Source organism: Streptomyces sp. NPDC001380, from assembly GCF_042895785.1.
Taxonomy (GTDB): domain Bacteria; phylum Actinomycetota; class Actinomycetes; order Streptomycetales; family Streptomycetaceae; genus Peterkaempfera.
On sequence record NZ_JBIAWP010000005.1, the window covers coordinates 175,812 to 188,449 of the forward strand.

Annotated in this window: 10 protein-coding genes; 8 read left to right on the forward strand and 2 right to left on the reverse strand. The window is 79.4% G+C overall.

Annotated features, from left to right (window positions below):
• Positions 1-114: 114 nt before the first annotated feature.
• The gene (locus ACFY07_RS08890; protein ID WP_390868029.1) at positions 115-423 is read right to left on the reverse strand and encodes a hypothetical protein; all 309 of its coding nucleotides are present in this window, start codon (positions 421-423) and stop codon (positions 115-117) included.
• Between the two features lie 244 nt (positions 424-667).
• On the opposite strand from ACFY07_RS08890, the gene ACFY07_RS08895 reads away from it, so the two are divergent.
• From ACFY07_RS08895 to ACFY07_RS08905, 3 genes are all read left to right on the forward strand, one after another.
• Complete coding sequence (locus tag ACFY07_RS08895; protein WP_390868030.1) at positions 668-937, forward strand: DUF4235 domain-containing protein; 270 nt, start codon at positions 668-670, stop codon at positions 935-937.
• Between the two features lie 102 nt (positions 938-1,039).
• On the forward strand, positions 1,040-2,263 hold the full coding sequence (locus ACFY07_RS08900) for a YihY/virulence factor BrkB family protein (RefSeq protein WP_390868031.1): 1,224 nt from the start codon (positions 1,040-1,042) through the stop codon (positions 2,261-2,263).
• 226 nt (positions 2,264-2,489) lie between these two features.
• Positions 2,490-3,551 carry a saccharopine dehydrogenase family protein gene (locus ACFY07_RS08905; protein ID WP_390868032.1) on the forward strand — a complete coding sequence of 354 codons (1,062 nt, stop codon included), beginning with the start codon at positions 2,490-2,492 and terminating at the stop codon, positions 3,549-3,551.
• A 149-nt stretch (positions 3,552-3,700) separates the two neighbouring features.
• Here the strand turns inward: ACFY07_RS08905 and ACFY07_RS08910 are convergent, their stop codons facing one another.
• Positions 3,701-5,110, reverse strand: a complete 1,410-nt coding sequence (locus ACFY07_RS08910) for an NAD(P)/FAD-dependent oxidoreductase (RefSeq protein WP_390868033.1) — start codon at positions 5,108-5,110, stop codon at positions 3,701-3,703.
• Positions 5,111-5,485: 375 nt separating this feature from the next.
• On the opposite strand from ACFY07_RS08910, the gene ACFY07_RS08915 reads away from it, so the two are divergent.
• The 5 genes from ACFY07_RS08915 (at position 5,486) to ACFY07_RS08935 (ending at position 12,637) form a co-directional block, all read left to right on the forward strand.
• A complete protein-coding gene (locus tag ACFY07_RS08915; protein WP_390868034.1) occupies positions 5,486-6,598 on the forward strand; it encodes an alpha/beta hydrolase in 1,113 nt (370 codons plus the stop codon).
• A 585-nt stretch (positions 6,599-7,183) separates the two neighbouring features.
• Positions 7,184-8,521, forward strand: a complete 1,338-nt coding sequence (locus tag ACFY07_RS08920; protein ID WP_390868035.1) for a hypothetical protein — start codon at positions 7,184-7,186, stop codon at positions 8,519-8,521.
• 351 nt (positions 8,522-8,872) lie between these two features.
• The gene (locus tag ACFY07_RS08925; RefSeq protein WP_390868036.1) at positions 8,873-10,273 is read left to right on the forward strand and encodes a glutamine synthetase; all 1,401 of its coding nucleotides are present in this window, start codon (positions 8,873-8,875) and stop codon (positions 10,271-10,273) included.
• A gap of 3 nt (positions 10,274-10,276) precedes the next feature.
• Positions 10,277-11,422: an amidohydrolase family protein gene (locus tag ACFY07_RS08930; RefSeq protein WP_390868037.1), complete on the forward strand. Its 1,146-nt coding sequence runs from the start codon at positions 10,277-10,279 to the stop codon at positions 11,420-11,422.
• Positions 11,423-11,563: 141 nt separating this feature from the next.
• Entirely contained in the window at positions 11,564-12,637 is a 1,074-nt protein-coding gene (locus ACFY07_RS08935; RefSeq protein WP_390868038.1) for a methyltransferase, read from the forward strand.
• The last annotated feature ends 1 nt before the right edge of the window (position 12,638 follow it).

Sequence of the window (12,638 nt, forward strand, 5' to 3'; positions counted from 1 at the left end):
TCCCACCACGGGCCCGGTCGCAGCGTCAACACGGCCCGGGGGAGGGGCGGGTCGCACGCTGCGGCCGGGCCCGTGGTGGGGCGCCGCGCCGTGCGGGGTCCGGGTGAGGGAGGGTCAGGCGGCCTGCCGGGCGGTCGCCGGGCCGGGCAGCGGCCCGGGGACGGCGCGGAGCACCGGCCGCCCGGCGGGCCGCGCCGAATCCGCCGAGGCCGCCGTGCGCACCGGCTCGGGCGCCCGGACGGAGGGGGCCTCGACGGAGGAGGTCCTGAGGGAGGGCGCCTCGACGGAGGACGGGCCGCCGGCGGGCGCCGCCTCGCGCGGCGCGCCGGCGGCGGGGGCGAACGTCCGGTCCTCGAGCCAGGACATGCCCAGCAGAAGGAGCATCAGCAGGGGAGGGACGAGCAGTCCGAGGATGATGATCATGGGTACCGCCTGGGCTCGGGGAGCGTACGGCCGCCGCGTACCTGCGCCGCCGTCGGCCGTCGGCCGCTCCGGGAGCCCCACGCCCCGCAGCGCGGCCTTCTCTGCGGCTTGCCGCCCGCCGCCCCCGCAAACCCCTCCGGACGGCGGGTCCCGCCGGGCGCCCCGCCCCGGGGTCCGGGGTTTCGCCGGGCGGGAGGCGGGGGCAGGCGAGCGGGGCGGGGGACGGAAGCGAGGAGTGGATGCGGTGAACAAGGCGAAGGTGGTCTACAAGCCGGTCGGCGTCGTGGTCGGCATGGCCGGCGGCGCCCTGGCGACGGCGGTGTTCAGCCGGATCTGGGGGCGGGTGGGGTCCGGCGACGAGGCCCCCCAGCCGCTGCAGCGCGACCGCGGCTGGGGCGAGGTGCTGCTCGCCGCGGCGCTCCAGGGGGCCGTCTTCGGCCTCGTGCGGGCCGTCGTCGAGCGCGGCGGCGCCGAGGGCTGGAGCCGGGTCACCGGCAGCTGGCCGGGGGACTGAGCGGCGGGCCCGTGAGGGCCCTGCACGCGGGCGTGCCCCGGTGGACGGGCCGGAGGGCGTACCCGGGGGACGACCCGACCGATCGAGCGGAGGAGTGAGGGCATGGCGGCGACCCCGGACGAGGGCGTGGGGGGCAGAGGGCGTGCAGGCGGACACCCGGTCGGTGCGGCCGGGACGGACGGCGCGGGCGGGACGGACGGGACGGACGGGACGGACGGGGCCGGCCTCGGCCCGTCGCGTACGGACAAGGCCCGGACGGACAAGGCCCGGACGGGGCGCTCCTCCGCGGACGAGGCCCGCGGCGCCCGGCCCGGCCCCACGGAGCGGCAGGAGGAGGACGTGCCCCGGGTCGGCCCGTCCCCGGCCGTGCAGGAGGCGGCACCCGACGAGCTGACCGCCCTGCGCGCCCGCTCCTGGTGGGCCGTGATGCGGCGCACCCTCAAGGAGTTCACCGAGGACGAGCTGGCCGACCGCGCCGCCGCCCTCACCTACTACGGCGTCCTCGCGGTCTTCCCCGGCCTGCTGGTGCTGGTGTCGCTGCTCGGGGTGGTCGGCGAGTCCGCGACCCGGAGCATCCTGGACAACGTCCAGCAGCTGGCCCCCGGCGCCGCCCGCGACATCCTGAGGAACGCCGTCACGCAGCTGGGCGGCACCGCCGGGACCGGCGGCGTGCTCGCGGTCGTCGGCCTGGCCGGAGCCTTCTGGTCGGCCTCCGGCTACGTCGCCGCCTTCATCCGCGCGTCCAACGCGGTCTACGACATCCCCGAGGGCCGACCGGTCTGGAAGATCCTCCCGATCCGCCTCGCGGTCACCTTCGTCCTCATGGTGATGCTCTGCGTGAGCGCGGTCATCGTCGTCTTCACCGGCTCGCTGGCGGACCGGGCGGGCCAGGCGCTCGGCATCGGCTCGGCCGGCGTCACCGCCTGGTCGATCGCCAAGTGGCCGGTGCTGGTGCTGCTGGTCGTGCTGATGGTGGCCCTGCTGTACTGGGCCGCCCCCAACGCCCGGCAGCCGGGCTTCCGCTGGATCTCGCCCGGCGGCTTCATCGCGGTGGCGCTGTGGCTGCTGGCCTCGGCGGGCTTCGCGCTGTACGTCGCCAACTTCGGCTCGTACAACAAGACCTACGGCACCCTGGCCGGTGTGATCGTCTTCCTGGTGTGGCTGTGGATCTCCAACCTGGCGATCCTGCTGGGCCTGGAGTTCGACGCCGAGACGGCGCGGCAGCGCGCCGTGCTGGGCGGCCTGCCGGTGGACGAGGAGCCGTACGTCGAGCCGCGCGACACCCGGAAGTTCCCCCGCGAGGCCGCGCGGCGCCCGACGGCGTGACGCCGCCGGTGCCGCCCGCGGCGTGACGCCGGGGCGGCACCGGGAGCGCACCGCGCGGGCCACCGACTCCCGCCGGGCGGGCCGGCACCGGCCCCCGCCCGGCGGGACCGCCGTGTCCGGACCCGTCCGGACCCGTCCGGACCCGGCGGAGGAGCCCCGGCCCCGTTCCGTCCCGCGCCGTCCCCCGGGGTGGCCGGGCGGACCGCCGCCCGGCATGCTGTGCGGCATGGACACGACCTGGATGCTGTACGGGGCCAACGGCTACACCGGCCGCCTCATCGCGCACCTCGCCGCCGCCCGCGGGCAGCGCCCGGTCCTCGCCGGGCGGTCCGCGGCCCCCGTCGCCGCCCTCGCCGCCGAACTCGGCCTGGAGCACCGGGCCTTCGACCTCGCCGACGCCGGGGCCGTGCGCGCCGCCCTCCACGGCGTCGGCGCGGTCGCCCACTGCGCCGGGCCGTTCTCCACGACCGCCGCGCCCATGGTCGACGCCTGCCTGGCGACCGGCACCCACTACCTGGACATCACCGGCGAGATCGACGTCTTCGAGCGGATCCACGCCCGCGACGCCGAGGCCCGCGCTGCAGGAACGGTTCTGCTGCCCGGCGCCGGCTTCGACGTGGTGCCCACCGACTGCCTCGCCGCCCTGGTCGCCGCCGAGGTCCCGGGCGCCGACCGCCTGGACCTCGCCATCATGCCCGGCCGCAACCTCAGCCCCGGCACCGCCAAGACCGCCCTGGAGGGCCTCGCCCTCGGCGGCCGCGCCCGCGTGGGCGGCCGCATCGTGCCCGTACCGGCCGGCTGGCGCACCCTGAGCGCCGGCTTCCCCTCCGGCCCGCGCACCGTCACCTCCATCCCCTGGGGCGACGTCTCCACCGCGTACCACTCCACCGGTGTCCCCGGCGTCACCACCTACACCGTCCTGCCCGGCGGCGCCGCCGTGCGCGGCCTCCAGGCCCTCGCCGGGCCGCTGCTGCGCCGCCCCGCCGTCCGCCGCGCCGCCGGACGGGTGATCGACCGGCTGGTCCCCGGCGCGGACGCCGCCCGCCGCGCCGGGGCCCGCGCCGAGGTGTGGGCGCGGGCCACCGCACCCTCCGGCGCGTCCGCCACCGCCGCACTGACCTGCCCGGACCCCTACGACCTCACCGCCGACAGCGTCGTGCGCGCCGTGGCCCGCCTCCTCGCCGACGAGGTGAAGCCGGGCGCCCACACCCCCTCCACCGCCTTCGGCCCCCGCTACGTCGCCGACCTCGACGGCGTCGTCCTCACCGGGCCCGCCCGGACGGCCTGACCCCGCCCGGACGGCCCGACCCGGCGCGGACGGTCCCGGCCCCCGGTGCCGCCCGCCTCAGTGCCGCCCGCCTCCGTGCCGCCCGCCCCCGGTGCCGCCCGCCCCCGGTGCCGCCCGCCTCAGTGCCGCCCGCCTCCGTGCCGCCCGCCTCAGCGCCGCCCGGCGACCAGGTCGGCGGCGCGGGCCAGCGGCGAGGTCGAGGGCCGGCCGTCGGCCTCCTGCCGGTCGGCGGCGTGGTACGCGGCGTACAGGCCGTGCACGCCCAGCCAGCGCAGCGGCTCGGGCTCCCAGCGGCGCACGGTGTGGCCGACCCAGGGCAGCCGGGTCAGCTCGGTGTCCTCGCCCAGGACCAGGTCGCGCAGGGTGCGCCCGGCCAGGTTGGCGGTGGCGACGCCGCTGCCGACGTACCCGCCGGCCCAGCCGAGGCCGGAGGCGCGGTCCAGCTCCACCGTCGAGCACCAGTCGCGCGGCACCCCCAGCACGCCCGCCCACGCCTGCTCGATCCGGGCGTCCGCCGCCGCGGGGAAGAACCGGGCCAGGATCCGGCGGAGCTGCCGCACGGTCCGCTCCTGCGTGCCGCCGTCGGCGTCCGTGCGGGAGCCGAACCGGTACGGCACGCCGCGCCCGCCGAGCGCGATCCGGTCGTCCGCCGTGCGCTGCGCGTACATGTAGGCGTGGGCGAGGTCGCCCAGGGTCTCGCGGCCCTCCCAGCCGACCTCCGCCCAGAACGAGGCGGGGAGCGGCTCGGTGGCGACCATGGCGGAGTTCATGGGCAGCCAGGTGCGCCGCTCGCCGTGCAGCCCGGCCGTGAAGCCCTCGGTGGCCCGCAGCACGAACCGCGCCGACACCGTCCCGTGCGGGGTGACCGCCCGGGCCGGGGCGCCGCCCGCCGCGGGCCGGATCCCCGTCACCGGCGTCCCCTCGTGGATCCGCACGCCCAGCGCCTCCACGGCCGCCGCCAGCCCCCGGACGAGCTTGGCGGGCTGGATCCGGGCGCCGTGCGGCGTCCAGGTGCCGCCGAGCGTGCCCGCCACGCGGATCCGGGCCGCCGTCGCCTCCGCGGTGAGGAGCAGCCGCTCCGTGTCCCCGAAGGCCCGCTCCTCCTCGACGAGGGCCGCCAGCCGGGCCAGCTGCGCCGGGGTGCGGGCCACCTCCAGGACGCCGCCCTCGGCCACGTCCGCGTCGATGCCCTCCGCGGCGGCGGCCCGGACGACCTCCCGCACGGTCCCGTCCATGGCCCGCTGCATGGCCTGCGCCCGCTCGTGCCCGTACCGGCGTGCGAAGGCGCCGCGGCCGGCGAAGCCGTTGTACAGCCAGCCGCCGTTGCGGCCGGAGGCGCCGTATCCGCAGAAGCGGCGCTCCAGCACGGTGATCCGCAGCCCGGGGTCGGCCTTCTTGAGGTAGTACGCCGTCCACAGCCCGGTGAAGCCGCCGCCGACCACGCAGACGTCGGCGTCGGCCGGGCCCGGCAGGGCGGGCCGCGGCTCGGGGAGCCCGGCCGCGGAGTACCAGAAGGAGACCCCGCCGTTGCGGAGCGGACCGGAGCCGGTGGGGACCACGGGTACCTGCCTTGCCTCGAGCTGCCTGCGTGCCCGCCGCGCGTCCGTGCGCGCCGGTGCCGGGAGGCTATCCCCGCCCCGGGGGCCGGACAACGGACACAGTGGCAGGCATGCGGGAGCGCGCCCTGCACACCGTCGGCCCGCCGCCCGCCGCCCGCCGCCCGCCGCCCGCCGCCCGCCGCCCGCCGCCCGCCGCCCGCCGCCCGCCGCCCGCCGCCCGCCGCCCGCCGCCCGCCCGCTTTCCGCCCGCCGCCCGCAGGCCTCCCGCCCCGGCCCGCCGTTCGTCCGGAAGAACCCGCACCGATGGCCGGGCCCCGCCGCGGGTAGTGGACTGACGACAAGAGGAGTCGGCGAGGCACGAGACCGGGGAGCGACATGCGATGGGGAACCCTGGCGGCCGTGGCGGCCGCCACCGCGGTGGGCGCCGGAGCGGCCGCGCTGGCCGCCGGGCGCGTGGTGTCCGACCTGGCGGTCCGCCCCCGCGGGCCGGGCGCCGGGACCGGGGGGCTGCGGGTGCACTCCACCGCGGCCGGCCGGGTGGCGCTGACCCGCGCGACCGAGACCGCCCGGCGGGGCACGTACGGCCTGGAGTGGCCGGGCGGCCACGCCGTGGTCGGGGAGGTGCTGGAGACCACCCCGCAGACGGTCGTGCGCCGCCTGGAGCGGGTCGACGGCACCCCGCCCGTCCCGGGCGAGCGCGTCGCCCTCACCCCGCGGGTCCTCACCGGAGACCCCCGCACCGCCCTCGGCCTGGACTTCACCGAGGCGTGGGTGCGCGGCGAGCTGGGCCCGATGCCCGCCTGGTACCTGCCCGGCGTGCGCGACCTGTGGGTGGTCGCCGTGCACGGCCCCGGCGCCGACCGGCAGCAGGTGCTGCCCGTCCTGCCGCTGCTGCACTCCTTCAAGCTCCCGGTGCTCGCGGTCACCTACCGCAACGACGAGGGCGCCCCGCGCTCGCCCGACGGCATCGGGCACTTCGGCGAGACCGAGTGGCGCGACGTGGAGGCGGCCATCCGGCTGGCCCTGCAGGCCGGTGCCGCCCACGTCCTGCTCTACGGCTGGTCGCTCGGCGCCACCATGTGCCTGCAGGCGGCGGACCGCTCCTCCTGGCGCGACGCGGTGCGCGGCCTGGTCCTCGACTCCCCGGTCCTGGACTGGCACGCCACCGTCCGCGGCCAGGCCGTCCGGCGCGGCGTGCCCTCGCCCCTCGCCGAGCTCGGCGTGCGCGCCGCCGCCGGGCGCTCGGGCGTGGACCTCGACGCGTTCGCCCGGCTGGGCCGCGGCGAGGGCCTGGAGGTGCCCGCCCTGGTCCTGCACGGCCCGGACGACACCGCGGCGCCGCTGCGGGCCGCCCAGCGGCTGGCCGACGCCCGCGATGACCTGGTCACCCTGCACACCGTGCCGGGCGCCGAGCACGCCGTCCTGTGGAACGCCGACCCGCGCGGGTACGAGGAGGCCCTGCGCCGGTTCCTCACCCCGCTCGTGTAGCGGCGGCCCGGCCCGTCCCGCGCGCCCGTACGGTTCCCCCGTCCGCCGGATCTGCCCGTCCGGCCCGCCCGTCCTGCCCGCACGGTCCGCCCGGCCGGGCCGTCCGCAGGCGCGACACCGCCCAGGAGTGGTTGATATGTCCCTGTACGTCATCCTTTGCCCATCGGGACACCGCCCCCCGGCGGCGGTGCGACGCGGGCGATGTGACAGAAGGCGTGTCCACGGGGAAGACTGCACGGCGTGACGTCTCGGAACCCGCGCGACCGTGATGCTTCGCTTCCCCCAGCACGCCGGCCCGAACGCCCCGCCGCGGAACCCGCGGGGGGACCGGCCGCCGGCGACCGGGCCGCCGTCCGCCCCGGTGCGGCCGGCGACGGACCGGCCCGGCCGGCCGCGTCCCCCGCCCCCGCCGGGCGCCCCGGCGCGTCCGCCCCCGGACGCCGCACCGGCGCCACCGTCACCCGCCTCCCCGGCGCCGCCGGGCCCCGCCGCCCCGTCGCCGGACCCCCGGACCGGCCCGGGCGCCAGGCCCCCGCCCGCCGCCCCGGGGGCCGCACCCGCGCCCCCGTCCCCGAGGGCTTCCCGGTGCCCGCCGAACTCGCCCCCCTGGCCCGCCGGATACTGGCCGACGCCGTCCGCGTCGCCCGCTGGGCCGGCGAGCCGGGCCGCGTCGGCAAGCGCGGCGAGCTGCTGCCCGAGGACGCCCGCGCCGCCGGCCGCGCCCTGGCGATGACCGTCGGCGCCGCCGCCAAGGCCTGGGGCCAGGCCCTGCTCACCGGCCTCGTCGAACTCCGCGACGGCGGCGCCGGCCCCGGCTGGCGCCTCCACGCCTGGGAGCACGACGACGAGGCCGTGGTCCGCGGCTGGGCCGCGCTCTTCGACGCCTGGACCCTGCTGGCCCCGGTGCCGCCCGCCGCCCTGCGCGGCGTCTTCGCGGTCCTCGCCGGGCAGGCCGTCGACCAGGCGCCGCAGCTGCTCTCCTTCCTCCACCTGGTGGACGGGCCGGTGCCCGACGGCGAGCTCATGGAGCTGCTGCGCCGGGGCCTGGACGAGCGCCGCCACGGCGCCGGCGCCGGCCTGGCCGCCCTCTCCCCGGTGCCGCACGCCGCCTCCGCCGTCTCCGCCGTGCGCGGCAGCGGGCCGCGCACCGCCGACGGTCCGGAGGCCGACAGCCCGCCCCCCGCGCCGTCCGACGTCGCCGCCGTCCTGGAGTGGATGCTCGACGGGCTGCTCGCGGTCGGCGCGGTCGTCCGCGAACCCGGCGCCGACGAGCCGTCCGTGCGGCTCTCCCCGCTCGGCCACTGGGCCGTGCGGGCGAAGCTGGAGGAGATCTGCACGGTCGCGCAGACCGCCGCCGGGCACATCGAGCAGAGCGCCCGGGAGCTCCTCACCGCCTGCTCCCGCTACTCGCCCGGCCCGGCCCGCGCCGAGTACCGGGCCTGGGTCGCGGCCCGTCCCGCCGACCGTGCCGTCTCCGAGCTGCTGGAGGCCGCCCGCGGCGACGACGCCCTGCTGCGCGGCCTCGCCTTCGAGGCGCTGCGGGTGGCGGGCGGCACCGCCGAGCAGGCCGTGCGGGCCGCCGCGGAGGAGCCGGTGCTGCGCCCGTACGCCCTGCTGTGGCTCGCCGAGCAGTCGGACGAGGGCGGCGTGGTCCCCGCCGACGTGCTCAGCCGCGAGGACGCCGCCTGGCTGTGGGTGGACACCGGCGCTGCCGTGCTGGACCACGCCGACACGGCGCTGCTCGCCGGGCACGTGGAGGCCGCCGCGGCCGGCGACCCGGTGCGGCTCTTCGCCCGGGCCCGCCAGTCCGGGCACCCGCGGGCCGCGTCGGTGCTGACCGCCGTCGCCGCCACCCACCCCGACCCGGCGGTCGCCCGCGCCGCCCGCCGCTCCGCCTTCAGCGTGCACGACGGCGGCGCCTGACCGCCCGGACCCCCCAGGCCGCCCGGGGCGCCCGGACCGCCCGGGACAACCGACCGCCGGGACCGCCCGGCGGCCGGGCCGGGCAGGTCCGCCCGGCCCGGCCGCCCCCGCGGTGCCCGCCGGGGCCGCCCGGCCGCGCGCCGGCCCCGCGCAGCCGCACCCCGCCGGTCCGCGGTCCCGTCCCTCGCTGGTCCCGTCCGCCGGGGCCCCGTCCGTCAGGGGCCGGCCTGCCGGGGCCCCGACGGCCGCACCCGCCGTTCCGCGTGATCACCCGCTGGGCGGGTTCCGGAACCCGGCCCGGCGGGAAACCATGGCAGGGACCCCCGAACCGGCGAAGGGACACCGGGTGCCATGGATGCCGTGGACGAGGAGCTCCGCCCGCGCGACCGGGCCGCCCGGGCCGAGGAGGCGCGGCAGACCGCCGCGCGGCTGCACGCCGAGGGTGCCGGCGGGGTGCTGCTGACCTGGGTCGACAACGCGGGTGTCACCCGGGTCAAGGGCGTCCCCACCCTCCGGCTGGAGCACGCGGCCGCCTGGGGCGTCGGCGCCTCCCCGGTCTTCGACGTCTTCCTCGTCGACGACTCCGCCACCTCGGGGCGCTTCCTCGGCGGCCCCGTCGGCGACCTGCGGCTCCTCCCCGACCTCGACCGCGCCGTGCCGCTCGCCGCCCAGCCCGGCTGGGCCTGGGCGCCCGTCGACCGGTACGACCAGGACGGCACCCCGCACCCCGGCTGCCAGCGCCTCTTCGCCCGCCGCATGGCGGAGCGGGCACGGGCCCGCGGCCTGGAGCTCCGCTGCGCCTTCGAGGTCGAGTGGGTCGCCGCCCTCGCCGGCGCGCCCGACGAGGACCCGGTGCCCCCCGTCCCCGGCGCCGCCTACGGCATGGACCGGGTCATCGGCCTCTCCGACTGCCTGCGGGACCTGCTGCGGGCCCTGGACGAGCAGGGCGTCGCCGTCCACCAGCTCCACCCCGAGTACGCCGCCGGCCAGTACGAGCTGTCGGTGGCCGCGGAGGACCCGGTGGCCGCCGCCGACACCTGCGTGCTGGTCCGGCAGACCGTGCGGGCCGTCTCCGCCCGGCACGGCCTGCGGGTCTCCTTCGCCCCCGCGGTGGAGGCCGGCCGGGTCGGCAACGGCGGCCACCTGCACCTCTCGCCCTGGCGCGGCGGCGTGAACCTCTGCCACGGCGGCCCCGGGCCGTACGGGCTCACCGCCGAGGGGGAGGCGTTCCTCGCCGGGGTCCTCGCCGAGCTGCCCGCCCTCACCGCGGTCGGCGCACCCGGCCCGGCGAGCCCGCTGCGGCTGGTCCCCGACCGCTGGGCGGGCGCCTACCGCTGCTGGGGCCGGGAGAACCGCGAGGCCGCGCTGCGCCTGGTCACCGGCTCGGCGGGCGAGGAGGCGGAGGCGGCCAACGCCGAGGTGAAGTGCTTCGACGGCTCGGCCAACCCCTACCTCGCGGTCGGCGCGGTGGTCGCCGCCGGCCTCGCCGGGGCCGATGCCGGGCTCACCCTGCCGCCGGAGGTCCGCGGCGACCCGGCCGCACCGCCGGAACCGGGGGCCGGACCGGCCCCCGAACGCCTGCCGCAGACCGCGGCCGAGGCGCTCGCCCGCTTCGAGGACTCCGCCGTGCTGCGGGAGGCCATGGGCGAGGTCCTGCACGACACCTTCCGCGCGGTCCGGCAGGCCGAGGCCCGCCTCTTCGCCGGCGCCGCCCCCGAGCAGGTCGCCGCCGCCACCCGCTGGCGGTACTGACCGGTGGCCGCCGCCGGGCACGCCCTCGTCGACCACCACTGCCACAGCGTGCTCGGCCGCGACCTCGACGCGGGCGCCTTCGCCGCGCTGATCACCGAGTCCGACCGCCCGGCCGCCCCCGGCACCTCCTTCCTCGACAGCCAGCTCGGCTTCGCCGTCCGCCGCCACTGCGCCCCCGTCCTCGGCCTGGAGCCGCACTGCCCGCCCGGGGAGTACCTGGCCCGCCGCCGCGACCTGGGCGCGCCCGAGGCCGTCCGCCGCCTGCTGCGCGCCGCCGGCCTGGAGGCCCTGCTGGTCGACACCGGGCTGGAGGCCATCCCCGGCGCCGGGCCGCTGCTGCCGCTGCCCGACCTCGCGGCGGCGGCCGGCGCCGCCGTCCGCGAGGTGGTGCGGCTGGAGTCCGTCGCGGAGCGCGTGGCCGCCGGGCGGGTCTCCGCCCGCTCCTACCCGGACGACTGCGTCCGTGCCCTCGCCGAGGCGGTCCGCGACCGCGACGCGGTGGCCGTGAAGTCCGTCCTCGCCTACCGCCACGGCCTCGACGTCGACCCCCGTCCGCCGTCCGCCGCCGAGACGGCCCGCGCCGCGGGGGAGTGGCTGGCCCGCCTGGACCGGCACGGCGGCCCGCCCCGGCTCACCCACCCCGTCCTGCTGCGCCACCTGCTGTGGGCGGCGGTCGAGCTGCGGCTGCCCCTCCAGCTGCACACCGGCTTCGGCGACCCCGACCTGACCCTGCACCGCGCCGACCCGTCGCTGCTCACCGGCTTCGTCCGGGCGGCCGAGCCGTACGGGGTGCCGCTGGTGCTGCTGCACGCCTACCCGTACCACCGCCAGGCGGCGCACCTGGCCGCGGTGTACCCGCACGTGTACGCGGACGTCGGCCTCGCCCTCGCCCACACCGGCGCGCGGGCCGGCGCCGTGCTGGCGGAGGTCCTGGAGACGGTGCCCTTCGGCAAGGTGCTCTTCTCCACCGACGCCTACGGCCTGCCCGAGCTGTACCTGGTCGGGGCCGCGCTCTTCCGCGGGGCGCTGGCGTCCCTGCTGGACGGTTGGACCGCGGACGGCTCCTGGTGCGCCGCCGACGCCGACCGGGTGGCCGCGATGGTCTCCGCGGGCAACGCCCGGCGCCTCTACGGCCTCCGCGCGCCCTGACCGGTGCGCCGCCCCTCCCGCCTTGTGGGGGTCCGCGCCCCGCGGGATGCTGGGGGCGGGGGACAGCCGGCAGGGGAGAGGGGCACCAGGGAGACGGGCACCAGGGGGACAGGGGGCCGGGCACCGACGCGGAGGTGCGGGATGACTGTCGACATGACCACGGTGGACCAGGCCCGGCTGGAGGAGCTGCTCGGCAGGGTGGTCGCGGACCTGGGCGCGGTCGGCGCCGGGACCCTGGTGGTGCTGGGGGAGCGGCTCGGCCTCTTCCGGGCCCTGGCCGACGGCGGCCCCGCCACCCCGGCGGAGCTGGCGCGGCGCACCGGCACGGTGGAGCGGAACGTCCGGGAGTGGCTCGCGGCGATGGCCGCGAGCGGCTACGTGGCGCACGACGGCGGCGTCTTCCGGCTCGACCCGGAGCAGGAGGCGGCCTTCGCCGACGAGCAGGGGCCGGCCTTCGTCGCCGGCGGCTTCCAGCTGCTGACGGCCGCCGCGCGCCCCGACACCCGCGGGCTGCTGGAGCGGGCCTTCCGGGACGGCCGCGGCCTCGACTGGGGGGAGCACCACCCCGACCTGTTCGCGGGCACCGCCCGGTTCTTCCGGCCCGGGTACGCCGCGCACCTCGTGCAGGACTGGCTGCCCGCCCTGGAGGGCGTGGTGGAGCGCCTGGAGGCGGGCGGCGCGGTCGCCGACGTCGGCTGCGGCCTGGGCCTGTCCACGCTCCTCATGGCGCAGGCGTTCCCCGCCGCCCGCCTCACCGGGTTCGACTCCCACGCCCCGTCGGTGGACGAGGCCCGCAGGCAGGCCGCCGCGGCCGGCCTGGGCGACCGGGTCGCCTTCCGGCCGGCGGCGGCCCTGGACTTCGACGGCGGCCCCTACGACCTGGTGGCGTACTTCGACTGCCTGCACGACATGGGCGACCCGGTGGGCGCGCTGCGCCACGCCCGGGGGCGGCTGGCCCCCGGCGGCACGGTGATGCTGGTCGAGCCGTACGCGGAGGACACGCTGGAGGAGAACCTGAACCCGCTCGGCCGCCTCATGTACACGGCCTCCACGCTGATCTGCACCCCGGTGTCGCAGGCCCAGGAGGTCGGCCTGGCGCTGGGTGCGCAGGCGGGCGAGACGGCCACCCGGGCGGTCGCGGAGGAGGCCGGGTTCCGCCGGTTCCGGCGCGCCGCCGGGACGCCGACCAACCTGGTGTACGAGGTCCGGGTCTGAG

Bases quoted from the DNA above. Each gene is read 5' to 3' on its own strand.
- ACFY07_RS08890 (WP_390868029.1), bottom strand. From the start codon at position 423: ATGATCATCATCCTCGGACTGCTCGTCCCTCCCCTGCTGATGCTCCTT.
- ACFY07_RS08900 (WP_390868031.1), top strand. From the start codon at position 1,040: ATGGCGGCGACCCCGGACGAGGGCGTGGGGGGCAGAGGGCGTGCAGGC.
- ACFY07_RS08905 (WP_390868032.1), top strand. From the start codon at position 2,490: ATGGACACGACCTGGATGCTGTACGGGGCCAACGGCTACACCGGCCGC.
- ACFY07_RS08915 (WP_390868034.1), top strand. From the start codon at position 5,486: ATGCGATGGGGAACCCTGGCGGCCGTGGCGGCCGCCACCGCGGTGGGC.
- ACFY07_RS08925 (WP_390868036.1), top strand. From the start codon at position 8,873: ATGGATGCCGTGGACGAGGAGCTCCGCCCGCGCGACCGGGCCGCCCGG.
- ACFY07_RS08935 (WP_390868038.1), top strand. From the start codon at position 11,564: ATGACTGTCGACATGACCACGGTGGACCAGGCCCGGCTGGAGGAGCTG.